The sequence below is a fragment of the Kosakonia sp. AG348 genome (genome assembly GCF_003337365.1).
GTDB lineage: Bacteria > Pseudomonadota > Gammaproteobacteria > Enterobacterales > Enterobacteriaceae > Kosakonia.
The window spans coordinates 286194-311460 of sequence record NZ_QPJR01000003.1 but is presented as its reverse complement, the minus strand read 5'-3'; the positions used below and the strand labels follow the sequence as shown (position 1 = coordinate 311460).

Genomic DNA, 25267 nt, shown 5'->3' with positions numbered 1-25267 from the left:
GTGTTCCTCAGTGCAGGACAGGCACGCTGATATGGCGGGCGCAGAGTTCATCCATCACGGCCAGACCGAGAAAGGACAGCGACGGGGCGGCTTTCAGGGGACCGGCATCCATTAAATCTTCCAGCAGGGCACAGGCAATCAGGCGGCCTTTCTCCTCGCCGTGCTGGCGCAGGTAGAAGCCCTCCAGCTCGGCGGCAATGGCTGACTCCAGCGCATCGAGGGTGAGGTGCGGGTAACGGTGCTGACGATGGCACACGGTCAGCCAGGCGCAGGCCACGGCGCGGCGGTAAAGCGCGGCGCGCAGCGCGGGCGTTAACGGGGTTTTCATACGCCGACCTCCTCAGTGAGCCAGCGCTGCATGCAGCGCTCCACCACATCGTCGAGCTGGGTGGTCATGAGGTAAATCACGGAGGAGAGCTGCGCCTGGTGCGCCGGTTCCCGGCTGACCGTCACGCTGTCATTTAACAGCGTCATGGCATTCACGAACTGGCCGACGTTACGCAGGTGCTCCAGGCACGCAAGCTCATCACGGGTGAGCGTCAGGGTCAGGTCTTTCACGCGCACACCTCCGCCACCGGCAGACGTCCGGCAAAGGCGATAATGTAGTCCCGGATAAGGTTAAGGCGTGCAGCGCGCTCGTCACCGGCAACGGTGCGGAGCATACAGATACGGGGTGTGCGGTCTGCGCGGCGAACGGCAGCGAAGACATAGACAAACTGCGGGTGTGACAGGGTGAGGGTCGTGGCCATAGTGGCAGCCTCCATTGAGTAGCGGTTATCGCCACCACCGGAGTTCTCACGCTCGGGTGGCAGCCCAGACGGGGGTGAGAAACCGGCCTCAATGGGTACCGGCCAGCCCGAGGGCTGCCCCGCCTGAGCCACCATTATGCAGATACGGCAACGGTTAAAACGCCGGTGCGTAAACAACAGGTGCACAAAGGCACAGACACAAAAAAAGACGCAAGGCGCGTCCGGTGTCGCCACTGAGTAACTCGGGTTCTCACGCCCGGCTGCCGATTTTGCGGCAGCGGGAAAACTATACCTGGAAACGGCCAGAAGAAGCAAGCCAGGAAGAGGCAGTTTTTGCAGGACGGACATCATCATGCGTCACAGCCCCGGTTACGGTCGGCGATGCGGGCAGCCATCCAGGCGGTGATTTCGCTGTGCAGCCAGGCAACATTTTTGCCGCCCAGGGAGACCTGCTGCGGAAAGGCATTCCGGCTGATGAGATCGTAAACGGTGGAGCGCGACAGACCGCACAGGTGCATCACCTCGGGCAGGCGCAGAAAGCGCTCCTGAGCGGGCTCAGTCCCCGGCATTAACGGGGCGGCAGGGGCGGAAATCGGGGAAGAAAAAGCGGTGTGCATCGGGCTACCTCATAAAGTCCGTATGGTGCCGGTCATGTCTTTCCGGCGTCAGGTAGCGCTCTATTTTGTGAATAAAAGCAGACAATGCAACAGGGCAAAAGCGGCCTGATGCGCCTGCAAAAATGCCTGAAAAACAGGCGGGTGTGGAATGGTGTCGAATACTGTTGAATGGTGATGTGGTGGTTAAAAATAAGTCAGATGATTTTACTTCTGCCTATTAAATTCCTTTTATTAACAGGGAGAAAGATTCAAATAAAAACCAGACAGTCGGGAAGAATTTAAACGACGGGTGAACAGTGGTGAACAGTGGGTGAACAGTCAGACCTTCAACTGTTCACCCCTTAACTTACTGTATTACTTAATATTTATATTCTTGGTGAACAGTGTGAAGAGTTAAATACAGAAAAACAAACAGTGAGAGGGGTTTTCCTGCGACCTCTTTCTGGCGAGCCGGTTTTTTTAGCAGCTTTCTGTACCATCCCGGTCACAACAGCAACAGCTCGTGATGTTGTGCAGGCCACGGCAGAATGCCCTCACACTGAAAACAGAGAGCCCGCCATGAAAACTGAAATTATCACCGCCCTGATGAAAACCGTTGCCGGCACCCGGCCTGCCGCCGACCGCGCCCTTATCGAGAATGTCGTTGCAGTCGCCAGTAAAAAGACGGCACAGAACAATGCCGCCGCCGTGAGTGAAGCGCTCACCCGCTTTACAGAGGCGAAAGCCGCCCACACCGGCAGCATGATGGCGCTGAACGACATCAACGCAGCCATCACCCGCAGCGAAAAGGAACGGCAGACTGCGCTTGAGGAAAGCGCGGAGGCCGACAAAAGCTGGCGTACCCGCCTGCGCAGCCTGAGCGGAGCCATGACACCGGAGCTGAAAGCCGAACACGGCCGCCGCATGGCCGGGCGTGAGCTGGCAGAGGAGTTCACCGGCCTGATTGCCGAACTGGAGACAGACAAATCCCGCGCCATGCTTGAGGCGTGTGCGACCGGCAGACAGTATGTCGATGAACATGCGACCGCACTTACCGTCTGCGCACAGGCGGCCTGGTCAGAAGCGATGAACACCATCAGCCCGGCGCTGGTACGCGCTTACTGTCTGCGCCTGCGTGAGCTGGAGCTGAAAGGTGAGTCACGCCCTGGTGACGTGCTGGGTGAGGAGCTGCAACAGCATGTTGCCTTACAGGCACAGTTCTATACCTTCGACATGGACAATGAGCCGGTTATCTCTCAGCTCGGCCTGCACCGCCCGCCGCTGACCGGCGTGGACATGACCCTCTATAAAAGCCCTGCCAGACGTATGCAGCTTGCCGCGGAGCTGGCCGCCCGGAAAAAGCAGGCGGAGAGCTGAGCCATGTTTCACTGCCCGTACTGCAGACAGCCCGCGCATACCCGCACCAGCCGGTATGTGTCGGACAACCTCAAGCAGCGCTATCACCAGTGCACCAGTCTTGAATGTTCGGCCACGTTCCGCACCTCCGAGATGCTCGACGGGGTGATACGTCAGCCCGCCATGCCGGAAAACGCCGTGGCGCTTTTAACCGCAGGAGAGAGACCATGACCAACACCCTGACGCAGGCCGCAGAGGCCTGCCTGCACCACCGTGCAGTGTGGCTGCGCCGCCGGGAAACGCCCTGCGCCCCGGAAGAAACCCAACAGGCCGCACGGCAGTACATCCGCGCCCATGAGACCGTCCAGGCGCTCAGCATCAGCCACCGGCTTGATGGCTTCATGCATCAGCACGGCGCAGAGCTGGCCGCCATTCTTGCCCCGGAGCTGATACATATCCGCAGCCTCCCGGCGCACCTGCAACACCGGGCGCTCGACCGGGCAACGCACCACCTGCGCGATGCGCTCGCCTCCTGGCTGGCCGCCGGTAACGGGATTAATCATGAGAGCTGCGCGGTGCTGAATGCCATCGGCATCAGACCCGATAAAGCGTCGCGCACCGACTGCCAGAAGGAATAAAACCCCGAAAAATGCGCCCCGGTAATCCCCTGCCGGGCGCACCCTCCCGCCCCTGAAAGATCCCCAAAAAAATCCGTTAATTATTTAAAAAATACCCTGCATGCATATGCTGCATTTAACTGCATTTATTCCTGCATCCGCCTCATGCCCGCCCGCACCAGTCCCGGCGCGGTCTGAGCCCGGTCATGCATCTGCATTTAAACCGACCCGTGAAGCGGGCAGGCGAGGAGGGGAAAGCACTGCGCGCTGGATATACTGTGAATTTTTTTGTCTGAGCGTGTTCCTCTGCCGTGCACGTTCGCAGGATAGGCGGGCAGTGTAAGAGAGAGTAAAGCTATGACCAGGCGGGTACATTAAGGATGAGCATGGCGTATCAGCAGTAAACATCACCCAATAAACACAATGGCTCTTTAATGAAGTGCAGGTTATTATTAGCTCAATCAAAATGGAGGGATACACACTATGTTAAACGTCATTAATGGTTCAACAGAGAAGCCTATAACATCGCATACATTGCGTGAATGGCTTACGTCTAAAGATGGCTTAGATGGCACTTTATACATAGGGTATCCGATTATAGGCACCGTGGATGGTGCGTATGAAATTGATGCTCTTTTAATATCGCCGCAACTTGGAGTTTTGGCTTTCAACCTTATCGAAGGAAATAAGCTCCCGGATTCTATTGAAGATATACAAGATGAGTGCTTCACTTTACTTGAGTCAAAATTAAAACAATATAAAGAACTCATGGAAAGACGCAAGTTATTAGTTAATATCAATGTAATTACAATTGCACCTGTATTGAAAGATGATTTTGATAGAATTGATACTGACTACCCTATTTCTACGAACCAACATTCCTTAATAGAATATATCGATAAATTAGAATGGAATGAAAAAGAAAATTACCCCCATCTAGTATCTGTGATTCAAGCAGTGTCGAGAGTTAAAGTAGCTAAAAAACGGGAAAATGTAACTAAGGACGACTCTAAAGGTGCAATCCTTATCAAGCTAGATCAGTCAATAACTAATCTCGATAGCCAGCAAAGCAAGGCAGTTCTTGAAACAGTAAATGGAGTCCAAAGAATTAGGGGGCTCGCAGGCTCAGGTAAAACCATTGTCCTTGCGAGAAAAATCGCATATTTGTATGCAAAAAATAAAGAATGGCGCATTGCTGTAACTTTTAATACACGCTCTTTAAAGAATCAATTCAAAAAACTTATTACCAGCTTCGTTTATGAGCAAACCAATGAGCTTCCTGATTGGGATAAAATTCACATTATACATGCATGGGGAAGCCCTAAGATCGAGGGGATTTATTATAATGCTTGCCTCGAAAATGGCGTGACATATGAAGACTTTGGCACAGCATCATCTGTCGCTGGCCGCGATAAAGCATTTGCACACGCCTGTGGTGAGTTTTTAAAAGAAGTTAGCAATCCTCGTCCTATGTACGACTTGATTTTAATTGATGAGGCACAGGATTTCTCTGTTGAATTCCTTAACCTTTGCTATAACCTTTTAGATAAGAATAAAAGATTAGTTTATGCATATGATGAACTTCAAACCTTAACAGAGAGCTCATTACCATCTCCAGAAAAAATATGGGGTACAGATGATAATGGCAAACCGTATGTTACTTTGACAAATAATGTTAATGAACCAGACAAAGATATTATTTTAGATAAATGCTACAGAAACCCTGCACCTATACTGACTAGCGCACATGCCCTTGGATTCGGTGTGTATAGAGAAATTTTTTCAGGGCTAACGCCCGAAGGGCAACCAAAGTTTTCACGTCAACTTGTTCAAATGTTTGACTATGCTCCCCTGTGGCAAGAAATTGGTTATGAGATACTTGATGGCGAATTAACAGAGGGTAAGGATGTAGTCATCCGCAGACGTAAGGAAGCAAGTCCAGAACTCCTAGAGAAATATTGTTCTCATGATGAAATCATCCAGTTCCAATGCTTTAATGACACTGATGGACAGAGCCTTGCCTTAGTCAATGCCATTGAGAAAAATATCAAAGAAGATGAGCTTAAGCCTGATGATATAATGGTAATCCACTCGAATCCTTTAACTACACGCACTGCTGTTGCTGAAGCAAGAAATATGCTTTTTAAAAGAGGCATATCTTCAACTTTGGCAGGTGTTAGCGGCTCTCCCGATGACTTCTTTGAAGAAGATTCTGTAATGTTTACTTCAATTTATCGGGCCAAAGGTAATGAAGCAGCGATGGTATATGTAATCAATGCTCAGTATTGTGCAGAGGGCACGGGTCTAGGTACCAAAAGGAATATTTTATTTACAGCAATGACCCGCACTAAAGCTTGGTTGAGAGTTTTCGGTGTCGGTGAAAACATGAAAGCGATCCAAAATGAATTTGAACAGGTACGTGACAATGGCTATGTTTTAGAATTTAAATATCCTACCGCGGAAGAGAGAAAATATTTAAGAATTGTAAATCGAGATATGACCGAGCAAGAGAAGAACAAACTTTATAAGCGCCAAAATCAATTGGAAGAGGTCGTCCAAGAATTGCTTTCAGGTGAGATACATAAAGAAGACTTGCCACAGGATGTGATTGAAAGTTTGAGAAAAGCATTAGGTTTATAACTGGGTGATATATGCTTACTTTAAGAGAGATCCATGCTGAGATACTTGATGTAACAGAGAAAGTTATTTCGGTAGGACTTAGCAATAAAGAAAACTATCCTAATATCGAAAGATTCGGGGGCGGCATATCACAAATAGGGATATCTGGCGTATCTGATTTGGCCATTGCATTGAAGAAAGTACCTTATAAGGATCTCTATGCTGCACTTGAACATGCTAAATTCTATAACTTTATTTTAGCGGATGGTGGCATCATCCAAATGATATACATATTTAAAAATGATGCCATTTTAAAACATAAACTTGCTTACTTTCCTTCCCCAGACTTCGAGTCATTTCAAAGTGAAAGTGAGTTATATATGGATGACTGTGTTTATGTCGAAATCCTTGATAAAAGAGTTATTCCTGTAGCTGTTAGGTTTGATTATGACTGTACACCTGGTACATTTGAAGATTTGGTTCATCCCAAAAGTCATTTAACACTTGGCCAGTACGAAAATTGCAGAATCCCTGTATGCTCACCAATAACACCATCGCTTTTCATCGAGTTTATTCTTCGTAGCTTTTACAACACTGCATTACTAAATTTTTCTGATAAAATAAATTTAAAATTTAAAAGATTCCAAGAAACTGCTACTGCTCTTGAAAAAGATCGAATTCATATTCGTGTAAGATAAATACTCCCTTATTATGAGATAGTCAAAATATATGGCTATCTCACTCATTATCATTTTTTAGCGAATTCGAATGGGGTAATCTTTGTATATAAGTTAGCATCGAGGTAATCTGCCCACCATTGCACCATTAACCTACGCTCGTCTAAATGCTCTGATGTGTGAATGTAAGCTGCACGAACATTATTGCGCTCTGAATGGCTTAATTGCCGTTCAATAGCATCATCGCTCCATAACCCTGACTCCCCTAAAGCACCACGCGCCATCGTACGAAACCCATGGCCGCACACCTCGGTTTTCGTGTCATATCCCATGGCACGCAAAGCGCTGTTTACCGTGTTTTCACTCATGACCTTCGTTGCGTCGTGATCCCCCGGAAATAGCAGCGCTTTATCACCGCTGATTTGCCTGAGCTGCTTTAGCAATCCCATAGCCTGCCGGCTTAGAGGAACAATATGCTCCTCTTTCATCTTCATGCCACGGTACGAGTATCGCACGCCTTTAATTTCTTCCCGCTTTGCCGGTATGCGCCATATTGCTTTTTCAAAGTCGAACTCATCCCACCGAGCAAAACGCAGCTCACTTGAACGAACAAAGGTCAGCAACGATAACTCAACCGCAATCCGTGTCATTGCACGACCCCGATATGCAGCAATACGACCAAGAAACTCAGGGAAACGGCTTGAGGGTAAAGCGGGATAGTGCCGCGCTTTGGTTGTCGATAAAGCTCCCGCCATATCACTGGCCGGGTTTGAGTCGATGTAATCATTCTGTACGGCATAACGCATAATGGCCGTGACACGTTGTTGCAGGCGCTGCGCGACATCATGCTTACCGCTGGCATCAACTTTCTTGATCGGGGCTAGCAGGTGGCTTGTTTTAAGCTGCCGAATATCAGACGAGCCAATATAAGGAAAGATATACAGTTCAAGGTAACGAAGAACGCGCGATCGATGGTCTTCGCTCCAGCGCTTATTGCTCGCATGCCATTCGAGGGCGATGGTTTGAAAAGTATATGCCCCAGCGTTTTCGGCCTGGGCTTCCTTCTGTTCAGCTTTTGGGTCGATGCCCTGTACTAACAACTTTTTAGCTTCGTCACGCTTTGCTCTAGCCTGAGCAAGCGTAACAGTAGGCCAAACACCAAAAGCAAGACGATCCTCTTTTTTGTCAGAGGGGCGTCTATATTTCATGCGCCAGTATTTAGAACCCTTGGCCGAAACTTCAAGATACAAACCGCCGCCATCGGCCATTTTATAGGTTTTGTCTTTTGGCTTTGCGGTCTCGACCTGTCTGGCGTTGAGCTTCATTTGGGGGCACATTTCTAATCGAAGTTGAGATGCCCCCAATTATGCCCCCAATGACATCCGGATTTCAACGGACAACCTCGGACGAATCAGGAAGTAAAAATCGCTGCAAGCGTTGATTTTTAAGGGAAAATTGGACTTTCTCGGATGGTCTTGGAAGTACTAATGGTGCCGAAGGCCGGACTCGAACCGGCACGTATTTCTACGGTTGATTTTGAATCAACTGCGTCTACCGATTTCGCCACTTCGGCACTGAAGGGGATGCGGAAACGTGTTGGATTATACCTGCCGCGGGCGGCTATGCAAGTCACGATGTTGTCATACGCCGCTAAGTGCTGAAAAAATCAACGTTCTACAAGCTATCACCTCTCTCTTTATAAATCCTTTCCTCCTTAACCCCCTTTTATCCTCTTAATCCCTTACCCGCTGCCCCCTTCGATCCATAACGTTCATCCTTCCAGCACCCATCGTTGAACATTCCACATCAGCCCCTGCCCTTCCAACATCACAATCCGCCAGCACTTCAACCTTCCCTTCTCCCTTCTTCTGCCAGTCTCGCAAATAACCCGACTAGCGAAATAAACGTTCGCGCCACTCTGCCGATATTTGTAAAAACAAAGCCTGCTAACAATCCGTAAAATAGCAATGCGACCATTCTTCATATATAATATTTTCTTCATCACTTTAAACCATCCAATAATGTTTAAACCGTCATATCGGTTAAAAGACCTATGACAATTAGCCTGTTTCTTTTTTTGCATTTCATTGAATACTTTGATGATTACCAGTCTCAATGGCGAACGCTATTACGTGGAGATAATGTATGCATGTACTCATGATTGACAAGCAGTCAATATTTATTGAAGGAATGGCATCAGTACTATCGCAATATATTCCGGAGGTAAAAGTTCGTGGGCTGAATAATCAAAAAGATATTGATGATACGCTTAATGAATTTCCGGCATCGTTAATTCTGCTCGATGGTGATGGTAATAAAACCTCAAGCCTCGAATTGCTGGATATTTTAGCTTGTCGTCATCCGAATATCCCCGTAGTGATGCTGATGAATAAATGTCAGCCGACATTATTACGGCTTTTTTTAAATCATCATGCCATGGCGTTTATAAGGCGTGATTCTCCCCCGGAAACCATCGCGCAAACGCTCCGTACCGCGTCGCTTGGCATGTTTTGTCTGCCACAGGAGAGCATTACGTTACTGGACAACGGGCAGAGCGCGCTTGCCCGCCTGAGTGAACGCCAGCGTGAAATCCTGAAACTACTGGCCGCCGGGGAGTCAAATAAACAAATTAGCCGCCATTTAAATATCAGCGCGGGCACGGTGAAAGCGCATCTGGAATCGATTTTCCGCCGTCTGAATGTGAATAACCGCACTCAGGCCGCGATGATGTATTCGGAAGAGTAGTCCTGATTATCGTTATTTGATTCACGTTAGCTTATTTTCGTTTTCCTGAGCGTAAAAGGAGCATTATGCGTGGGCATAATGCTCCTGTCGTTTAACTTAATTTCTTGGATAACTTGTTTGTACGCGCCACTGTCCACCGTTATTCACTAAGCGGATAAACGCGTGGCGATCGTTGGCGATATTATAAAAAGCACCATTGCCATACGCTCTGCCCACGTTCGCAGTGCCATCTCCGCCCAGCGCAATGGTGAAATTAACCGCAGCGGTATGATTGGCCGCGCCAGCACAGAACGCCTGAATGGTGTTACCGATCGAATTCCACGCCACATTCGCATCCGTCCATGTCGAAGCGGTATTCGTTTGCGGGCATCCCGGTTGGTTGGCAACAGTGCGCTGCTGCAGCCATGCGTCGGCTTTACCGACATGGCACGTCGTCATATGCCCGCCGGCGTTATCCTGATTCTGCGCCCATTGCGCGGCAGTCAGGCCCGCACCGGGCAGGTTACAGGCCGGACCAACATTAACTGCCATCGCCGCTGTTGAAAAGCAAAATAGTGATACCGCAGCCACAGAAATAATGCTGCGCGTTTTAACCTTACGTGAAAAAACAGTATTTACAGACATAATCATCTCCTGCGAGTGAAATAAAGGAAGCGCGAATTCGCAGGATTAAATTAGCGCCGCAGTGAATTACTGAACATTTGCCAGATGACCAGTACAGACGAGATAAATGGCCTGGGCCACTTCACGGAGCAGCAAAACAAATTTACTACTCCGCGTTAATTATTGAATGGGTGTCTTCTTACGTGGTGCGCGTGGGGTTGGTGTTTTTTTAGCAACAGGGACTTTTTTAGCGACCGGCGTCTTTTTCACTCCCGCCGTTTTTTTACGTATCGGTGCTTTGCTGGATTTATCATCTTTGTGCATGGTGTGCCAAAAATAATAGATTGAGATTATCCCAATACCAACATCTTTTAAGATCCAGAAAGGTAACTCCTGAGCCATTAATATCACGTTAAACAACAGGTAGGGTAAATTCAAACAGCCCTGCACGGTAAAACCGAACGCCGTAATTAAAAGCCCAATGCGATACCACAGTGGAATATCAAGCATACGGCTGCTAAGGGCACTAATAAAAATGATCGCGGCAATCGCCACATCCACCAGCGTGATGGCCCAAAAAAGGAGTTTAAGCGTCATGATGGTTCCCCTGGTTTGCGTCGTGGCGCACGGCGACGCGGTGCGGCTTTCACGCCGCGAGCTGCGCGTTTTAACTCACCGGCCACCTGTAAAATGTCATGTCCTTCGCGGCGGTTAAAGAAGTTGGCCAGCCAGGCAATCATGCCGACGCTTATCGCGCCCACAAAATAGCCGATCCCCATGGCGATATCGCTGTCTTTAAAGTTCATCCCCAGCCAGCGGGCAATAAACCCGCCGAGCGTGAAAGTGGTGCTCACGCTAATCGCGCCAATGATGATCCCGGCGGCCAGGCGCCCGTGTTGATGCAGTTTTTTCGGCTGCCAGAAAAACGACACGCTCAGCCCGCCGAACAATCCGGCGAGCGCGGCCAGCCCCTGGCTTAGCAATTGCAGCCCATCTGCGGCCATCGTATTTCCCTCCTGAACAGGCGGCCTCAACGAATGGGATGAGGCCGCAATAGCGACTACTGGCAAGGAGGAAGCGTGACGGTTGTGGCGTCGTTATCTGTAGTGAGATAACGCGTCGCGCTTTCCGGGCTGTAAATCAGGTGCTTGTTACTGCGCAGACCGCGTACGCTATCGATATCCGCGCTGTACCACTTGCCTTTGCCCGGTAGCGGTTTACCGCTCCACGGGTCGCCGCCCAACTGCTTCTTGTTCAGCGCCCACACGCTCCATAGCGAGTCCTCCGCCTTGCCGCTCCAGCCCAGTTTGATGGCCTGATCGCGCGTGACGTAATCGGCTGGCAGCACGTCATCGCGGTTCAGGGTTTTGAGCAGAGCCGTCAGTTTTTTGTCATCCTGAACGGTTTTCTTATTCAGTTTTGCTAGCTCTTGATTAGCCGCCTGCACCACCGCGCTGCACTGCGGCAATTCTGCCCACGCGGGCTGCGTTAGCAGCAGACCGACAAAGGTGACTATCGGGAGATATCGTTTCATCTCTTCACTCCTGGGCTCAGTTAATCGGTGCCAGAAACAGCGCGCGTTCGGCGTCACGTCGGCGCGTCAGCCCCGCCAGAATCTTGCCGCCAGCTTTGTTCCAGCGCGGCAGTTGATCGGCCGCCTCCTGATACTGGCCCTGGTTGAGCAGGCGCAGCAGCGTTGAGTTCTGCAGGTTGCCAAGCCCGACGTTAAAGGCGAAGGCGACCAGCGCGTCGAACTGGTTCTGGTTAAGATCCACCGTCACATACTTGTGGATGCCGCGTTCGGTCATCCCGAGATCGGCGCGCAACAGATCTTCCGCCTCCACTTTGCTCAGCGCCTGGGGGAAGTTTTCATTGGGCAAAATCAAATGCCCGTAGCCGATGGTCCATTTGCCTACCGCGTCGCGGTACTTCTCAAGGCTTAGCCCTTCGAAAGATTTAATCAGCGTCAGCCCGGCAGCGCCGGTGCTCAGGGGTTGATTAGCCATTGTCATCGCTCCTGTCGGTTACTTGAGGAAGAACTTGTCGGGTGTACTCTTCGATAAGCCGCAGCACGCTCTCCGGCGGCTCCAGCACGGTGAACTGCATTTCGATATCCACATGCCCGCTGTCGCGCCCGCTGCTTCCATGGCTCGGTGGCGACATGCTGACGTGAAAACGGCTGACCGCGTCGTCAGGCGTGCCGGACATTGCGCTCTGCTGTTCCACCGCGTCGGTACGCACGGTAAGAAACACTTTCATTTTCTCGAGCATCAGCCCGCGCGGCGTCGCGAGCGCTACCAGCGGCAACTCAAAGTGGTGGCGATCATCAAGTGCCATTTCGATGATCTTCGGCACCAGCCGCCCGTCGTCGCTGTGTTCAAAAAAAGGATCCAGCGCCTGCATGTACTGGTGCGCAATAAGCTGGTTTGCCGCCGAGGCCGCATGCTGCATGCCGCGGGTGATATCGGCCAGCGTCACACCCGAAGCAGAAGGTGGCGTACCGTCGCCCGGAGAGGGGGGCGGATCCTGCGGTGGATCGGCAGGCGGTAATCCGGCGATATCGTCGGGTGGCGGATCGGCAGGTGGCAGCCCGGCCCCCTCCTCCGGCGCAGGCTGCGGCGCGGGGGAATCCACCTTCGGTGCCGCGCCACGGTTGCCGCGAAGCCAGTCTTTCATTGACATAGTGCGCTCCGTGAGAAATGAGGCTGCCAGGCAGCCTCAGGGTGGAGATAGCGAAAATTACGCCGGCGCTTTTTCCGCTGTGGCAGGCGTTTCGGGGTAGGCATCAAGCTGTTTCGATTCCAGCTTTTTCGCCTCTGACGGCAGGATAGCCGGGCGTGTTGCGGCATCCGTCAGGAAATCAATCACGCGCATCAGAGCTTCCGGCGGTGGCTGACGTTTAACCTGGGTATGGATGCTGTACTTCGCGCGGGTATCGCTGGAGCGGGTTTGCTGGGCTTTGTGCGAGACGCGACCGGTGATTTTCACGCTGAACGGCCCCCAGCCAACAGACGCTTCCAGCGAGGCTTCCGCTTCGGTCTGGCTGCTGCTGGCTTCGCTCTGGGAGACTTCCAGCTCGAAGTCGATGGTGCCCTCTTCGATGCTGATGTTAGGGTGGGAAATGGCCGCCAGCAGCGGGATGCGCATGGTCTTTTTCACCACGCCCTGGATAACGCCCTTGTCATCCACCACGGTTTCGTCGTAGTCAAACTGCACCGACTCCGCCTTACCGTCCTTGATACACACCGAGAGCAGGAAGTCGGCGTACGCTTTACTCGCCTGCACCTGCGCTTTGATCATTGCCTGCAGTGGGCCGCCAATCATGTGCTCCAGCGGCAGTGCATTAATGACCGATCCAATAAATTGTGAATCCATAATGCATACTCCTGTGGGTTATACGAAAACATCGCGTTGCGAATCCGCAAACCCACAGTAATAGAGCGAAGAGGCTGAAAATATTGGCTGGATGGCGGTAAAAAACGGGGAAAATGGCCTAAGACACGTGCCCGGTTAAACAGGTTTTAAAAACAGCGCGCGCTCGGCTTCACGCCGCCTTGTCAGCCCGGCCAGCACTTTACCGCCCGCTTTGTTCCAGCGCAGAAACTGGTCTGCCGCCTGCGCGTACTCCCCCTGGTTGAGCAGTTTAAGCAGCGTCGAGCTCTGCAAATTGCCTGCGCCAAGGTTAAAGGTAAATGCCACCAGCGCATCAAACTGGTTCTGATTGAGATCCACCGTCACGGCTTTGTGTACCCCGCGCTCGGTCATCAGCAGATCGGTACGCAGGAGCGCTTCGGCCTCGGCTTCGGTAATCGGGTGGGAGAAGTTTTCATTCGGTAAGATCAAATGTCCGTAGCCAATGGTCCACTTACCCACGGCATCTTTGTATTTTTCCAGCCTAAGCCCTTCAAAAGATTTAATTAGCGCCAGGCCGCCAGCGCCTGTACTTTGCGGTTGATTCGCCATGGTGGTTGCTCCGGGTTTGTGGGTGGGTACAGCACCTTTTGAGGATGGTTCGGACACATCGTGTTGCAAAGTCGCCACGCCAAAATAGCCGTATGGAAAATCCGAAAATAGCGGCCTGCGGCGTGCCATATACCGCCATACATTAACGAAACGGGCGGTATGTACACCCGCAAGCTGCCGCAGAGCCTGCCAATGCCCTACACTTCATGCGTCTCCCTCTAAATCAAAGGAATCCGTGATGAGCATCATTAAAAGTTACGCCGCACCGCAGGCTGGCGCCGCCCTGGAGCTGCAGGAGTATGACGCTGGCCCACTGGCGGCGGAAGATGTGGAAGTGCAGGTGGATTACTGCGGGATCTGCCATTCGGATCTCTCGATGATCGATAACGAATGGGGCTTCTCCCAGTATCCGCTGGTCGCCGGGCATGAAGTAATTGGCCGCGTGGTGGATCTGGGCAGCGCGGCACAAAATAAAGGTCTGAAAATCGGACAACGCGTGGGCATCGGCTGGACGGCGCGCAGTTGTGGGCACTGTGATGCCTGTATTGATGGCAATCAGATCAACTGCCAGGAAGGCGCGGTGCCAACCATTCTCAACCGCGGTGGTTTTGCCGATAAACTGCGCGCCGACTGGCAATGGGTTATCCCGCTGCCGGACAGCATTGATATCGAAACCGCCGGCCCGCTGTTATGTGGCGGCATTACCGTGTTTAAACCGCTGCTGATGCACAACATCACCGCCACCAGCCGCGTTGGCGTGATCGGTATCGGCGGGCTGGGCCATATCGCTATTAAACTGCTGCACGCGATGGGCTGCGAAGTAACGGCGTTTAGCTCGAACCCGGCGAAAGAGGCAGAAGTACGCATTATGGGGGCCGATTACGTGGTGAACAGCCGCGATGCGGATGCACTGAAAGCGCTGGCGGGTCAGTACGATCTGATCATCAACACGGTAAACGTTGATCTGAACTGGCAGCCCTACTTTGAGGCACTCACCCACGGCGGGCATTTTCACACCGTTGGCGCGGTGCTGAAGCCGCTCGAAGTCCCGGCCTTTACGCTGATCGCAGGCGATCGCAGCGTTTCCGGCTCCGCAACCGGCACACCGTATGAACTGCGTAAGCTGATGAAATTCGCCGGACGCGCGAAAGTGGCACCGACGACGGAGATGTTCCCGATGTCGCAGATTAACGAAGCGTTGCAGCACGTGCGCGACGGCAAAGCCCGTTACCGCGTGGTGTTAAAAGCGGATTTCTGATGTGAAAAAGCCCGGCTATTGCCGGGCTTTTTGATTGCGCTAACCCGTCTCGTTAACGCGACCAGTGCCAGAATTTGGGCTACCTTAATGTCTTTGGTTTGACTTCTGACTGGCCTGGCTGGCGGTTCTTTTACGGTTTTCGGGATACCCTTCAAAAGCGAAATCAAAGCCGCTTTCCAGCAAGGCAGGTTTTACCTGCTAATAGCAGCAAACACTTCCGCAATCGCGACAGCACCCGGATCGGTTACCCCGTCGAGATTTTCGCTGTTCACATACGATGAGCGCCCGGCACCCGCTTTTTGCATTGTCGCCGTGCTGTCCGCACCAGTTTTAGCCGCAGCGACCGCGGCATCCAGCCCGCTATCGCGTAGCGCTTCAAGCGCCGGTTGCAGCGCGTCGATCAGTGTCCGATCGCCGAGATCCGCACCGCCGTAATGTTTCATCTGCTTCAGCCCCAGCAGTAACGCTGCCGGCAACGGCGTACCGTTGTGTACGGCCTGACCTGCGGCGGTGAAGAAAATCGACATCAGCACGCCGCTGGAACCGCCCATCACTGTCGCCAGCCGCTCGCCAACCAGTTGCAGCAGTTGCGAGGTGTTGTTCAACGGCAGGGCATTCTGCTCCAGCAACTGTTTGATTTCCCGCGCCCCTTCAGCAAAGGTGGAACCAGTATCGCCATCGCCCACTTTCGCATCCAGCGCGTTAAGCCGATTTTCCAGGCCAATCAATGTATTCACCGCCGTACTGACCAGCGCTTTCACCTGCGGGTTGTCGGATGGTTCAATCTCCAGTCCGTCATACACCGCACTGTGTGGCTGGGTTTTCATCGGCGCGAACGGCACCGGTTTCTGCCAGCCTACGGTCTGCACATCGGCGCAAATCGCCCGCTCGAAAGTGGCATTCAGGCGCAAGACGGATAGCGAAAACCCTTTCATATCCAGTGAACTGACCAGCGGCGCGGGGCCAATCAGATAGGCGATTTGCTCTTTAAAGGCTGAGTGCGCCAGTTCTTTAGTCAGCAGCGCCATTTCCAGCGCCGAGACGCCGCCGAGGTTGTTAATCAGCACCGCCACCCGATCATCACCTACCGCCGCTTTTAGCGGTTTAACCAGCGTATCGATAAGCTCCTTGCTGTTGTGCGTATCAACAGTGGTCGCGCCAGGTTCGCCGTGGATCCCCAGCCCCAGCTCGACTTTCCCGTGCTGAATGCGCCCCTCTTCACTATCGCCGCCCGGCAGGTTGCAGGTCTCCATCGCCAGCCCGAGGCTGAAAACATTGTCGCAGGCCTGCTGGGCGATATCGCGCACTTCGCTCAGCGACTTACCATGTTCCGCAGCATGACCCGCAATCTTATGCACCAGAGCTGTACCAGCGATGCCGCGCGGCTGCTTGTTGTCCGGCAGGGCGATGTCGTCTGCGACAATCACCATTTCCACCTTCAGGCCGTAGCGCTTGGCTTTCTCTGCCGCGAGGCCGAAGTTCAGCCGGTCGCCGGTGTAGTTCTTCACGATCAGCAGACAGCCGCGATCGCCGGTGACTGCCACAATCGCGTTCAGCACCGCATCCACGCTTGGCGAAGCGAAGACATCACCACAGACGGCGGCGGTGAGCATCCCTTTGCCGACAAAACCGGCATGCGCCGGTTCATGCCCGGAACCACCGCCGGAAATCACCGCGACGCGGCTTTTATCCCAGTCGGCGCGGGCCACAATACGAATAGCGGGATCGATATCAAGTCGAACGAGGTTGCCGTGTGGTGCAGAAATTACCAAACCTTCAATGGCATCATTGACCAGCTGTTTGCGGTCATTGAAAAAGAATCTGGACATAATATTCCAAAAAGTTGTGAATCGTTCCTCAAGCATAGCCCGCGCGGTGCGGGACGGGGTAAAGAACAGATTTTACTGAATGGGTTTTACGGTGCTTTGCGACCAAAATCCACCGCGTAACCGCGCAGGTTGCGCAGCGTGTCGAGACGGTTGCCCAGCACAATCGCGCCGATAATCGCCAGTACCAGCAACGCAGCGTGCAGATACCTGGCAATATGCGAATCCAGCAGAAAGAACCCGGCGATGGCCGGAAGTGAAAAAACGACCCACAGACTGCTCAGCGTGTTTTCCGCCGCGCTAAAACGGGCGAGCACCCGGTCTGCCTGCGACTCTTGCGGCGAACCGCGTCGCACGGTGCCAACCTGCTGCGCCAGCGCATCCGCTCGCTGGATCAGCCAGCGTACCAGGCTCAGCGCAATAATGGCCACCAGCAGTTCAAGTACCAGCACCGCACTATCGCTGAGCATGGAAAGCGCCCATTGCGCGCCAAGCATTGCTATGGTAACCAGCGCACTCAACAAACAAGAGACGATCATGGCTGAAAGATGCGTTGCTGCGCGTATCAACATGCGGTGCTCCTTGCAGAAAAAAGAAGAGAGGCCTTAGCCTCTCTTTTCAGGTATCAACTAGCTTTTTCGCGTCATCAGCCACAGGCTAATGAGGAAAAAGCTGGCGCTCGGCAACAGCGCGCCGACGACTGGCGGGATGCCGTACACCAGCGTCAACGGGCCGAAAATCTGATCCAGCACGTAGAAGACAAAGCCGAAACTGATACCGGTGACAACGCGTACGCCCATCGCCACACTACGCAGCGGCCCGAAGATAAACGACAGCGCCATCAGCATCATCACCGCCACGGACAGCGGCTGGAAGATTTTGCTCCACATATTGAGCTGGTAGCGCCCGGAATCCTGGCCACTCGATTTGAGGTACTTCACGTAGTTGTGCAAACCGCTGATCGAGAGCGCGTCCGGATCCAGCGCCACCACGCCAAGTTTGTCCGGCGTCAGGTTCGTTTTCCAGGTGCCACTCACGGTTTGCGCACCGGTAACTTGTTTCGGGTCCGTCAGGTTAGATTCATCAACCTGCGACAGCCGCCAGAGTTTCTCCTGCGGATCGAACTTCGCCGACGCGGCATAACGCACCGACTGCAAACGACGCTCTTTATTGAAGGCATAAATGCTCACGCCGCCGAGTTCATCGTCGCCTTTTACACGCTCAATATAGATAAAGTTATTATCATCTTTCGCCCACAAACCTGACTGCGTGGAGAGCAGCGAGCCGCCATACATCGACTGCGCACGCTGGTTACGCGCCATTTGCTCACCCTGCGGCGCGACCCACTCGCCAATCGCCATGGTCAGCAGCACCAGCGGAATAGCGGTTTTCATTACCGACAGCGCCACCTGCATGCGGGTGTAGCCGGAAGCCTGCATGACCACCAGCTCACTACGCTGCGCCAGCATGCCCAGCCCTAACAGCGCGCCAAGCAACGCCGCCATCGGGAAGAAGATCTGAATATCTTTCGGGATGCTGAGAATGGTGTACATCCCGGCGCCCAGCGCGTCATAGCTCCCCTGGCCTGCTTTTTTCAGCTGATCGACAAACTTGATAATGCCGGAGAGCGACACCAGCATGAACAGCGTCATCATGATGGTGGTGAAAATGGTTTTACCGATATAGCGGTCAAGTACGCCAAAAGCCTGCATTATAGCGCTCCTTTACGCGTAAAACGGGCGCGAACCCGGCGCATTGGCACCGTATCCCACAAGTTCAGCACCACAGCCAGCGCTAAATAGACCAGGTTTACCAGCCACATCCACACCAACGGATCGAGTTTGCCTTTCGCACCGTTCGAGCGCAGCGTGGTTTGCAGCAGGAAGAAGACCAGATAAAGCAGCATGGCGGGGAGCATCGACAGTACGCGGCCCTGACGCGGGTTGACCACGCTCAGCGGCACTACCATCAGCGCCATCATAACGACCGTAAACACCAGCGTTAAGCGCCAGTGCAGTTCGGCGCGCGCGCGCGGCGTATCGGTTTTGAATAGCGTGCGCATGTCCATCTGCTCGGTATCTGACGGATCGAGCGCCACCGCCTGGTGACCAATAATCGCCTGATAGTTCTGGAAATCAGTGATGCGGAAATCGCGCAGCATGGCGGTGCCTTCAAAACGGGTACCGGTATTGAGCGTCACCACCTGAGAGCCATCTTTGTGCTGCGAGAGATGGCCGGAATCCGCCACGACGACTGATGGACGGGCGGAACCTTTAGTACGAATCTGCGCCAGGAAGACATTCTTGAAGTTTTTGCCCTCAACGCCTTCGATAAACAGCACCGAATTGCCATCCGTCGCCTGCTGGAATTGCCCTTGTGCCAGCGCCGCCATGCCGGGGTTCGCTTTCGCGTCGGCAAGCACCTGATCCTGATGGCGGGAAGACCACGGGCCCGCCCACATAACGTTGACCGCAGCGACAATGCCGGTGAATAACGCGAGGATCATCGCCGCTTTCACCAATACCGCGCGGCTCAGGCCGCAGGCGTGCATCACGGTGATTTCACTTTCGGTATAAAGTTTGCCCAGCGTCATCAACAGACCGAGGAACAGACTCAACGGCAGGATAAGCTGCGCCATTTCCGGCACGCCCAGCCCCAGCAGTGAGAGCACGAGGTTCGTCGGGATTTCGCCATCAGCGGCTGCGCCTAAAATCCTGACCAGTTTCTGACAAAAGAAAATCAGAAGCAGGATGAATAGGATCGCAAGCTGGCTTTTTAGCGTCTCCCGTACCAGATATCTTATGATTATCACTTTAAATACGCCCGTAAAAACCAGTGTTTTTGCTGGAAAATAGCTTGTTTCATGGCTTAAACGTCATTTATTCTCTTGAGTCGTCGAAATGATCGCTAAGATTAATATACTCAGCGGATACGCGCGTAAGACCCGATTTTGACGTGCCGAAACCGAAGTAACATTAAGATTAACACGAAGTCACCGCAACAGCGGACACGAGTTACGAAAGCTTGCAATTCTATCCGTAGCCGCCGCCGTTGTCTTTAAGATTCAGGAGCGTAGTGCATGGAGTTCAGTGTAAAAAGCGGTAGCCCGGAGAAACAGCGGAGTGCCTGCATCGTTGTGGGCGTCTTTGAACCGCGCCGGCTCTCTCCGATCGCCGAGCAACTCGATAAAATCAGTGACGGCTACATCAGTGCGCTGCTGCGTCGCGGGGAACTGGAAGGCAAGCCGGGGCAGACGTTGTTGCTGCACCACGTACCGAATGTCCTCTCCGAACGTATTTTGCTGATTGGCTGTGGTAAAGAGCGTGAACTGGACGAGCGCCAGTATAAGCAGGTGATTCAAAAAACCATTAACACGCTGAATGATACCGGCTCAATGGAAGCCGTCTGCTTCCTGACCGAACTGCATGTAAAAGGGCGGAATACTTACTGGAAAGTACGCCAGGCCGTTGAAACCGCGAAAGAGACCCTTTACAGCTTCGACCAACTGAAAACCAACAAAAGCGAGCCGCGCCGCCCGCTGCGTAAAATGGTGTTCAACGTGCCGACCCGCCGCGAGCTGACCAGCGGCGAGCGCGCCATTCAGCACGGTCTGGCGATTGCCGCCGGTATCAAAGCGGCGAAAGATCTCGGCAATATGCCGCCAAATATCTGTAACGCGGGCTACCTCGCGTCTCAGGCGCGCCAGTTAGCTGACACCTACAGCAAAAATGTGGTGACCCGCGTGATTGGCGAGCAGCAGATGCGCGAGCTGGGCATGCACTCGTACCTCGCGGTCGGCCAGGGTTCGCAAAACGAATCGCTGATGTCGGTGATTGAATACAAAGGCAACCCGGCGGAAGACGCGCGTCCAATCGTGCTGGTCGGTAAAGGCCTGACTTTTGACTCCGGCGGTATCTCCATCAAGCCTGCTGAAGGCATGGATGAGATGAAGTACGACATGTGCGGCGCCGCGGCGGTGTATGGCGTGATGCGCATGGTTGCTGAACTGCAACTGCCGATCAACGTAATTGGCGTGCTTGCTGGCTGTGAAAACATGCCTGGCGGGCGCGCTTATCGTCCGGGCGACGTGCTGACCACTATGTCCGGCCAGACGGTAGAAGTGCTGAACACCGACGCCGAAGGCCGTCTGGTACTGTGCGACGTGCTGACTTACGTTGAGCGTTTCGAGCCGGAAGCAGTAATCGATGTCGCGACATTGACCGGTGCGTGTGTGATTGCGCTCGGCCACCACATCACCGGACTGCTGTCGAACCACAACCCGCTGGCGCACGAACTGATTGGCGCGTCCGAGCAGGCGGGCGATCGCGCGTGGCGTTTGCCGATGGCCGATGAGTATCAGGAACAACTGGAATCTAACTTCGCGGATATGGCGAACATAGGCGGCCGTCCCGGCGGGGCAATCACCGCTGGCTGCTTCCTTTCTCGCTTTGCCCGTAAGTATAACTGGGCGCACCTGGACATTGCCGGTACTGCATGGCGTTCCGGTAAAGCCAAAGGCGCAACCGGTCGTCCGGTGGCGTTGCTGTCGCAGTTCCTGCTGAACCGCGCCGGGTTTAACGGCGAAGAGTAAGCCTCATAAGGCCGGATAGCTGTGTTTGCCGGATGGCGGCTACGCCTTATCCGGCCTGGAGCCTCAGCAATGCTGAATTCAATACCCAATGGATTTCGCGTTGCATCGCGGCGGCAACTGAGCAAATCCCCGGCAGCATAGATAACTATGTGACCGGGGTGCGCCACAAATCTGCCGGGAGCAGATTTGAACGCTGCCTGTAGCGGCCCCTTGAGGGCGAGGCCCGGGGATGGGCAGACTATTCGCAGCCAACAAAGAGGCAGCGTGAAAGACCGACAGCAATAGCGTTTAAATCCTCAACCAAAAGCCCCATATATGAAAAATGCGACGTTCTACCTTCTGGACAATGATACCCAACAGGATGGCTTAAGCGCCGTCGAACAACTGGTGTGTGAAATTGCCGCAGAACGTTGGCGTAACGGTAAACGCGTGCTGATCGCCTGTGCCGATGAGCAACAAGCTATTCGTCTGGATGAAGCGCTGTGGGCACGCCCGGCGGAAAGCTTTGTCCCGCACAACCTGGCAGGCGAAGGACCTCGCGGCGGTGCGCCAGTGGAGCTGGCCTGGCCCCAAAAACGCAACAGCAGCCCGCGCGATATTTTGATCAGCCTGCGCGCGGAATTTGCAGATTTTGCCACCGCTTTCACAGAAGTGATAGACTTCGTTCCTCACGAAGATTCTCTGAAACAACTGGCGCGCGAACGCTATAAAGCGTACCGCATGGCTGGTTTCAACCTGAACACGGCAACCTGGAAATAATGGAAAAGACATACAACCCCAAAGATATCGAACAGCCGCTGTACGAGCAGTGGGAAAAGCAGGGCTATTTCAAACCGAACGGTGATGAAAGCCAGGAAAGCTTCTGCATCATGATCCCGCCGCCGAACGTCACCGGCAGTTTGCATATGGGCCACGCCTTCCAGCAGACCATCATGGATACCATGATCCGTTACCAGCGCATGCAGGGCAAAAACACCCTGTGGCAGGTCGGTACCGACCACGCCGGTATCGCGACCCAGATGGTGGTGGAGCGTAAAATTGCCGCGGAAGAAGGTAAAACCCGCCACGACTACGGCCGTGACGCCTTTATCGACAAAATCTGGCAGTGGAAGGCGGAATCGGGCGGCACCATCACCAACCAGATGCGCCGTCTCGGCAACTCCGTGGACTGGGAGCGCGAGCGCTTCACCATGGACGAAGGCCTTTCTAACGCCGTAAAAGAAGTGTTTGTCCGCCTGTATAAAGAAGACCTGATTTACCGCGGCAAACGCCTGGTGAACTGGGACCCGAAACTGCGCACGGCGATTTCCGATCTGGAAGTGGAAAACCGCGAGTCGAAAGGCTCCATGTGGCATATCCGCTACCCGCTGGCTGACGGCGCGAAAACCGCCGACGGTAAAGATTATCTGGTAGTTGCCACTACGCGTCCGGAAACCCTGCTCGGTGATACCGGCGTGGCGGTGAACCCGGAAGATCCGCGCTACAAAGATCTGATTGGCAAATTCGTGGTGCTGCCGCTGGTCAACCGCCGTATTCCGATTGTCGGCGACGAACACGCCGACATGGAAAAAGGCACCGGCTGCGTGAAAATCACCCCGGCGCACGACTTTAACGACTATGAAGTCGGCCGTCGCCACAAGCTGCCGATGATCAACATCCTGACCTTTGACGGCGATATCCGTGAAAGCGCGCAGGTCTACGACACTAACGGCAATGAATCCGACGTTTACCCGGCGGATATCCCGGCGGAGTTCCAGAAGCTGGAGCGTTTTGCCGCGCGTAAAGCGATTGTCGCGGCGGTGGACGCGCTTGGCCTGCTGGAAGAGATCAAACCGCACGACCTGACCGTTCCGTACGGCGATCGCGGCGGCGTGGTTATCGAACCGATGCTCACCGACCAGTGGTACGTCCGTGCGGATGTGCTGGCGAAACCGGCGGTAGAAGCGGTGGAAAACGGCGATATCCAGTTCGTGCCGAAACAGTACGAAAACATGTATTTCTCCTGGATGCGCGACATTCAGGACTGGTGTATCTCCCGCCAGTTGTGGTGGGGCCACCGTATTCCGGCGTGGTACGACAACGATGGCAACGTTTATGTTGGCCGCAACGAAGAGGAAGTGCGCCAGGAAAACAATCTGGCCGCCGATGTTGCCCTGCGCCAGGACAACGACGTGCTGGATACCTGGTTCTCCTCCGCGCTGTGGACCTTCTCGACCCTCGGCTGGCCGGAAAACACCGACGCGCTGCGCCAGTTCCACCCGACCAGCGTGATGGTTTCTGGCTTCGACATCATCTTCTTCTGGATTGCGCGCATGATCATGATGACCATGCACTTCATCAAAGATGAAAATGGCAAGCCGCAGGTGCCGTTTAAAACGGTCTATATGACCGGTCTTATCCGCGACGACGAAGGCCAGAAGATGTCCAAATCCAAGGGCAACGTCATTGACCCGCTGGATATGGTTGACGGCATTTCGCTGGCGGACCTGCTGGAAAAACGCACCGGCAACATGATGCAGCCGCAGCTGGCGGAGAAAATCCGCAAGCGCACCGAGAAACAGTTCCCGGACGGCATTGAACCGCACGGCACCGACGCCCTGCGCTTCACCCTCGCGGCGCTGGCTTCAACCGGTCGTGACATCAACTGGGATATGAAGCGCCTGGAAGGTTACCGTAACTTCTGTAACAAGCTGTGGAACGCCAGCCGCTTTGTACTGATGAACACCGAAGATCAGGATTGCGGCTTCAACGGCGGCGAGATGGTGCTGTCGCTGGCAGACCGCTGGATCCTCGCGGAATTCAACCAGACCATCAAAGCCTACCGTGAGGCGCTGGATAACTTCCGCTTCGATATCGCTGCAGGCATTCTGTATGAGTTCACCTGGAACCAGTTCTGCGACTGGTATCTGGAGCTGACCAAACCGGTAATGAACGGTGGTGCTGAAGCGGAACTGCGCGGTACCCGCAACACGCTGGTCACCGTGCTGGAAGGTCTGCTGCGCCTTGCGCATCCGATCATTCCGTTTATCACTGAAACCATCTGGCAGCGCGTGAAAGTGCTGAAAGGCATTACCGCCGACACCATCATGCTGCAGCCGTTCCCGCAGTACGACGCGGCGCAGGTGGATGAGAAAGCGCTGGCAGACACCGAGTGGCTGAAGCAGGCGATCATCGCGGTACGTAACATTCGCGCCGAAATGAACATCGCACCGGGTAAACCGCTGGAGCTGCTGCTGCGTAGCGCGAGCGAGGACGCGAAGCGCCGTGTGAACGACAACCTGAGCTTCCTGCAAACGCTGGCGCGTCTGGAGAGCATTACCATTCTGCCTGCCGACGATAAAGGCCCGGTGTCGGTAACCAAAATCGTCGATGGCGCAGAGCTGCTGATCCCGATGCTGGGTCTTATCGACAAAGAGGCGGAGCTGGCGCGTCTGGCGAAAGAAGTGGCGAAAGTTGAGCAGGAAATTGGCCGCATCGAAAGCAAACTGGGCAACGAAGGCTTTGTGGCGCGCGCGCCGGAAGCGGTAATTGCCAAAGAGCGCGAGAAGCTGGATGGCTATGCGGAAGCGAAAGCGAAGCTGATTGAGCAGCAGGCGGTTATCGCCGCGCTGTAATCACCGCGCATAAGAAAAAGCCGGGCATCGCTGCCCGGCTTTTTTTTTGCAGG

General features: G+C 53.7%; 28 protein-coding genes and 1 tRNA gene. 10 read left to right on the top strand and 19 right to left on the bottom strand.

Translation table 11 applies throughout. The annotated features are described in order from the left end of the window. Positions 1 to 7: 7 nt before the first annotated feature. The 4 genes from DFO56_RS08595 to DFO56_RS08580 are packed head-to-tail and all read right to left on the bottom strand — an operon-like array spanning position 8 to position 1366. Positions 8 to 328: a DUF5375 domain-containing protein gene (locus tag DFO56_RS08595; RefSeq protein ID WP_045513627.1), complete on the bottom strand. Its 321-nt coding sequence runs from the start codon at positions 326 to 328 to the stop codon at positions 8 to 10. Then, positions 325 to 549 carry a hypothetical protein gene (locus DFO56_RS08590; RefSeq protein ID WP_370447802.1) on the bottom strand — a complete coding sequence of 75 codons (225 nt, stop codon included), beginning with the start codon at positions 547 to 549 and terminating at the stop codon, positions 325 to 327. Before DFO56_RS08590 ends, DFO56_RS08595 begins: the two co-directional genes overlap by 4 nt. Positions 550 to 554: 5 nt before the next feature. Continuing rightward, on the bottom strand, positions 555 to 1103 hold the full coding sequence (locus DFO56_RS08585; RefSeq protein ID WP_045513621.1) for a host cell division inhibitor Icd-like protein: 549 nt from the start codon (positions 1101 to 1103) through the stop codon (positions 555 to 557). Next, positions 1100 to 1366 carry an AlpA family transcriptional regulator gene (locus DFO56_RS08580; RefSeq protein ID WP_045513618.1) on the bottom strand — a complete coding sequence of 89 codons (267 nt, stop codon included), beginning with the start codon at positions 1364 to 1366 and terminating at the stop codon, positions 1100 to 1102. Before DFO56_RS08580 ends, DFO56_RS08585 begins: the two co-directional genes overlap by 4 nt. Before the next feature lie 558 nt (positions 1367 to 1924). Between DFO56_RS08580 and DFO56_RS08575 the strand changes: the two genes are divergently transcribed. The 5 genes from DFO56_RS08575 to DFO56_RS08555 all read left to right on the top strand — a co-directional run bounded on the left by DFO56_RS08575 (position 1925) and on the right by DFO56_RS08555 (position 6635). Next, a complete protein-coding gene (locus DFO56_RS08575) occupies positions 1925 to 2722 on the top strand; it encodes a hypothetical protein (RefSeq protein ID WP_045513616.1) in 798 nt (265 codons plus the stop codon). 3 nt (positions 2723 to 2725) lie between these two features. After that, positions 2726 to 2932, top strand: coding sequence for an ogr/Delta-like zinc finger family protein (locus DFO56_RS08570; RefSeq protein WP_072051666.1), 207 nt, complete (start codon positions 2726 to 2728; stop codon positions 2930 to 2932). After that, positions 2929 to 3339: a phage polarity suppression protein gene (locus tag DFO56_RS08565; RefSeq protein WP_045513613.1), complete on the top strand. Its 411-nt coding sequence runs from the start codon at positions 2929 to 2931 to the stop codon at positions 3337 to 3339. Before DFO56_RS08570 ends, DFO56_RS08565 begins: the two co-directional genes overlap by 4 nt. Before the next feature lie 462 nt (positions 3340 to 3801). Next, complete coding sequence (locus DFO56_RS08560) at positions 3802 to 5958, top strand: DEAD/DEAH box helicase (RefSeq protein WP_045513610.1); 2157 nt, start codon at positions 3802 to 3804, stop codon at positions 5956 to 5958. Between the two features lie 11 nt (positions 5959 to 5969). Further along, on the top strand, positions 5970 to 6635 hold the full coding sequence (locus DFO56_RS08555) for a DUF2290 domain-containing protein (protein WP_045513606.1): 666 nt from the start codon (positions 5970 to 5972) through the stop codon (positions 6633 to 6635). Positions 6636 to 6685: 50 nt separating this feature from the next. Here DFO56_RS08555 and DFO56_RS08550 read toward each other — a convergent pair whose 3' ends face one another. Further along, a complete protein-coding gene (locus tag DFO56_RS08550) occupies positions 6686 to 7939 on the bottom strand; it encodes an integrase arm-type DNA-binding domain-containing protein (RefSeq protein WP_045513603.1) in 1254 nt (417 codons plus the stop codon). Between the two features lie 163 nt (positions 7940 to 8102). Continuing rightward, positions 8103 to 8187 (bottom strand) — tRNA-Leu (locus DFO56_RS08545). A gap of 572 nt (positions 8188 to 8759) precedes the next feature. Here DFO56_RS08545 and DFO56_RS08535 point away from each other — a divergent pair. Further along, complete coding sequence (locus DFO56_RS08535; RefSeq protein WP_045513596.1) at positions 8760 to 9359, top strand: response regulator transcription factor; 600 nt, start codon at positions 8760 to 8762, stop codon at positions 9357 to 9359. 96 nt (positions 9360 to 9455) lie between these two features. Here DFO56_RS08535 and DFO56_RS08530 read toward each other — a convergent pair whose 3' ends face one another. The 8 genes from DFO56_RS08530 to DFO56_RS08495 form a co-directional block, all read right to left on the bottom strand. Beyond that, entirely contained in the window at positions 9456 to 9983 is a 528-nt protein-coding gene (locus DFO56_RS08530; protein ID WP_045513593.1) for an RNase A-like domain-containing protein, read from the bottom strand. Between the two features lie 159 nt (positions 9984 to 10142). Further along, on the bottom strand, positions 10143 to 10559 hold the full coding sequence (locus tag DFO56_RS24720; RefSeq protein WP_045513590.1) for a hypothetical protein: 417 nt from the start codon (positions 10557 to 10559) through the stop codon (positions 10143 to 10145). Then, positions 10556 to 10966, bottom strand: a complete 411-nt coding sequence (locus DFO56_RS08520; RefSeq protein WP_045513587.1) for a hypothetical protein — start codon at positions 10964 to 10966, stop codon at positions 10556 to 10558. The genes DFO56_RS24720 and DFO56_RS08520 overlap by 4 nt, the downstream gene beginning before the upstream one ends. 56 nt (positions 10967 to 11022) lie before the next feature. Then, a complete protein-coding gene (locus DFO56_RS08515; protein WP_045513584.1) occupies positions 11023 to 11496 on the bottom strand; it encodes a ribonuclease domain-containing protein in 474 nt (157 codons plus the stop codon). Positions 11497 to 11512: 16 nt separating this feature from the next. Beyond that, on the bottom strand, positions 11513 to 11968 hold the full coding sequence (locus tag DFO56_RS08510) for a lysozyme (protein WP_020456325.1): 456 nt from the start codon (positions 11966 to 11968) through the stop codon (positions 11513 to 11515). Continuing rightward, a complete protein-coding gene (locus DFO56_RS08505; RefSeq protein ID WP_045513582.1) occupies positions 11961 to 12644 on the bottom strand; it encodes a DUF2589 domain-containing protein in 684 nt (227 codons plus the stop codon). Before DFO56_RS08505 ends, DFO56_RS08510 begins: the two co-directional genes overlap by 8 nt. 57 nt (positions 12645 to 12701) lie before the next feature. Further along, positions 12702 to 13337 (bottom strand): DUF2589 domain-containing protein, encoded by a 636-nt coding sequence (locus DFO56_RS08500; protein ID WP_045513580.1) that lies wholly within the window; start codon positions 13335 to 13337, stop codon positions 12702 to 12704. A gap of 135 nt (positions 13338 to 13472) precedes the next feature. Beyond that, positions 13473 to 13925 carry a lysozyme gene (locus tag DFO56_RS08495; protein WP_045513577.1) on the bottom strand — a complete coding sequence of 151 codons (453 nt, stop codon included), beginning with the start codon at positions 13923 to 13925 and terminating at the stop codon, positions 13473 to 13475. Positions 13926 to 14163: 238 nt separating this feature from the next. On the opposite strand from DFO56_RS08495, the gene DFO56_RS08490 reads away from it, so the two are divergent. Next, the gene (locus DFO56_RS08490; protein WP_020456322.1) at positions 14164 to 15183 is read left to right on the top strand and encodes an NAD(P)-dependent alcohol dehydrogenase; all 1020 of its coding nucleotides are present in this window, start codon (positions 14164 to 14166) and stop codon (positions 15181 to 15183) included. 191 nt (positions 15184 to 15374) lie between these two features. Here DFO56_RS08490 and DFO56_RS08485 read toward each other — a convergent pair whose 3' ends face one another. The 5 genes from DFO56_RS08485 to DFO56_RS24920 all read right to left on the bottom strand — a co-directional run bounded on the left by DFO56_RS08485 (position 15375) and on the right by DFO56_RS24920 (position 19935). Then, entirely contained in the window at positions 15375 to 17012 is a 1638-nt protein-coding gene (locus DFO56_RS08485) for a dihydroxyacetone kinase subunit DhaK (protein WP_045513575.1), read from the bottom strand. Between the two features lie 86 nt (positions 17013 to 17098). Beyond that, positions 17099 to 17581, bottom strand: coding sequence for a hypothetical protein (locus DFO56_RS08480; RefSeq protein WP_045513572.1), 483 nt, complete (start codon positions 17579 to 17581; stop codon positions 17099 to 17101). Positions 17582 to 17638: 57 nt separating this feature from the next. Continuing rightward, entirely contained in the window at positions 17639 to 18721 is a 1083-nt protein-coding gene (gene lptG / locus DFO56_RS08475; RefSeq protein WP_045513569.1) for an LPS export ABC transporter permease LptG, read from the bottom strand. Next, positions 18721 to 19821 carry an LPS export ABC transporter permease LptF gene (lptF, locus tag DFO56_RS08470; RefSeq protein WP_045513567.1) on the bottom strand — a complete coding sequence of 367 codons (1101 nt, stop codon included), beginning with the start codon at positions 19819 to 19821 and terminating at the stop codon, positions 18721 to 18723. Before lptF ends, lptG begins: the two co-directional genes overlap by 1 nt. Before the next feature lie 63 nt (positions 19822 to 19884). After that, complete coding sequence (locus DFO56_RS24920; RefSeq protein ID WP_216848985.1) at positions 19885 to 19935, bottom strand: hypothetical protein; 51 nt, start codon at positions 19933 to 19935, stop codon at positions 19885 to 19887. A 153-nt stretch (positions 19936 to 20088) separates the two neighbouring features. On the opposite strand from DFO56_RS24920, the gene pepA reads away from it, so the two are divergent. From pepA to DFO56_RS08450, 3 genes are all read left to right on the top strand, one after another. Further along, positions 20089 to 21600: a leucyl aminopeptidase gene (gene pepA / locus DFO56_RS08460; protein ID WP_017459072.1), complete on the top strand. Its 1512-nt coding sequence runs from the start codon at positions 20089 to 20091 to the stop codon at positions 21598 to 21600. 315 nt (positions 21601 to 21915) lie between these two features. Then, the gene (holC, locus tag DFO56_RS08455; protein ID WP_020456318.1) at positions 21916 to 22359 is read left to right on the top strand and encodes a DNA polymerase III subunit chi; all 444 of its coding nucleotides are present in this window, start codon (positions 21916 to 21918) and stop codon (positions 22357 to 22359) included. Next, complete coding sequence (locus DFO56_RS08450; RefSeq protein ID WP_045513564.1) at positions 22359 to 25214, top strand: valine--tRNA ligase; 2856 nt, start codon at positions 22359 to 22361, stop codon at positions 25212 to 25214. Before holC ends, DFO56_RS08450 begins: the two co-directional genes overlap by 1 nt. Positions 25215 to 25267 lie beyond the last annotated feature (53 nt).

Excerpts from the sequence above, each read along its gene's own strand:
- DFO56_RS08595 (WP_045513627.1), bottom strand. The coding sequence starts at position 328 with ATGAAAACCCCGTTAACGCCCGCGCTGCGCGCCGCGCTTTACCGCCGC.
- DFO56_RS08585 (WP_045513621.1), bottom strand. The coding sequence starts at position 1,103 with ATGATGATGTCCGTCCTGCAAAAACTGCCTCTTCCTGGCTTGCTTCTT.
- DFO56_RS08580 (WP_045513618.1), bottom strand. The coding sequence starts at position 1,366 with ATGCACACCGCTTTTTCTTCCCCGATTTCCGCCCCTGCCGCCCCGTTA.
- DFO56_RS08575 (WP_045513616.1), top strand. The coding sequence starts at position 1,925 with ATGAAAACTGAAATTATCACCGCCCTGATGAAAACCGTTGCCGGCACC.
- DFO56_RS08570 (WP_072051666.1), top strand. The coding sequence starts at position 2,726 with ATGTTTCACTGCCCGTACTGCAGACAGCCCGCGCATACCCGCACCAGC.
- DFO56_RS08565 (WP_045513613.1), top strand. The coding sequence starts at position 2,929 with ATGACCAACACCCTGACGCAGGCCGCAGAGGCCTGCCTGCACCACCGT.
- DFO56_RS08560 (WP_045513610.1), top strand. The coding sequence starts at position 3,802 with ATGTTAAACGTCATTAATGGTTCAACAGAGAAGCCTATAACATCGCAT.
- DFO56_RS08555 (WP_045513606.1), top strand. The coding sequence starts at position 5,970 with ATGCTTACTTTAAGAGAGATCCATGCTGAGATACTTGATGTAACAGAG.
- DFO56_RS08550 (WP_045513603.1), bottom strand. The coding sequence starts at position 7,939 with ATGAAGCTCAACGCCAGACAGGTCGAGACCGCAAAGCCAAAAGACAAA.
- DFO56_RS08535 (WP_045513596.1), top strand. The coding sequence starts at position 8,760 with ATGCATGTACTCATGATTGACAAGCAGTCAATATTTATTGAAGGAATG.
- DFO56_RS08530 (WP_045513593.1), bottom strand. The coding sequence starts at position 9,983 with ATGTCTGTAAATACTGTTTTTTCACGTAAGGTTAAAACGCGCAGCATT.
- DFO56_RS24720 (WP_045513590.1), bottom strand. The coding sequence starts at position 10,559 with ATGACGCTTAAACTCCTTTTTTGGGCCATCACGCTGGTGGATGTGGCG.
- DFO56_RS08520 (WP_045513587.1), bottom strand. The coding sequence starts at position 10,966 with ATGGCCGCAGATGGGCTGCAATTGCTAAGCCAGGGGCTGGCCGCGCTC.
- DFO56_RS08515 (WP_045513584.1), bottom strand. The coding sequence starts at position 11,496 with ATGAAACGATATCTCCCGATAGTCACCTTTGTCGGTCTGCTGCTAACG.
- DFO56_RS08510 (WP_020456325.1), bottom strand. The coding sequence starts at position 11,968 with ATGGCTAATCAACCCCTGAGCACCGGCGCTGCCGGGCTGACGCTGATT.
- DFO56_RS08505 (WP_045513582.1), bottom strand. The coding sequence starts at position 12,644 with ATGTCAATGAAAGACTGGCTTCGCGGCAACCGTGGCGCGGCACCGAAG.
- DFO56_RS08500 (WP_045513580.1), bottom strand. The coding sequence starts at position 13,337 with ATGGATTCACAATTTATTGGATCGGTCATTAATGCACTGCCGCTGGAG.
- DFO56_RS08495 (WP_045513577.1), bottom strand. The coding sequence starts at position 13,925 with ATGGCGAATCAACCGCAAAGTACAGGCGCTGGCGGCCTGGCGCTAATT.
- DFO56_RS08490 (WP_020456322.1), top strand. The coding sequence starts at position 14,164 with ATGAGCATCATTAAAAGTTACGCCGCACCGCAGGCTGGCGCCGCCCTG.
- DFO56_RS08485 (WP_045513575.1), bottom strand. The coding sequence starts at position 17,012 with ATGTCCAGATTCTTTTTCAATGACCGCAAACAGCTGGTCAATGATGCC.
- DFO56_RS08480 (WP_045513572.1), bottom strand. The coding sequence starts at position 17,581 with ATGTTGATACGCGCAGCAACGCATCTTTCAGCCATGATCGTCTCTTGT.
- lptG (WP_045513569.1), bottom strand. The coding sequence starts at position 18,721 with ATGCAGGCTTTTGGCGTACTTGACCGCTATATCGGTAAAACCATTTTC.
- pepA (WP_017459072.1), top strand. The coding sequence starts at position 20,089 with ATGGAGTTCAGTGTAAAAAGCGGTAGCCCGGAGAAACAGCGGAGTGCC.
- holC (WP_020456318.1), top strand. The coding sequence starts at position 21,916 with ATGAAAAATGCGACGTTCTACCTTCTGGACAATGATACCCAACAGGAT.
- DFO56_RS08450 (WP_045513564.1), top strand. The coding sequence starts at position 22,359 with ATGGAAAAGACATACAACCCCAAAGATATCGAACAGCCGCTGTACGAG.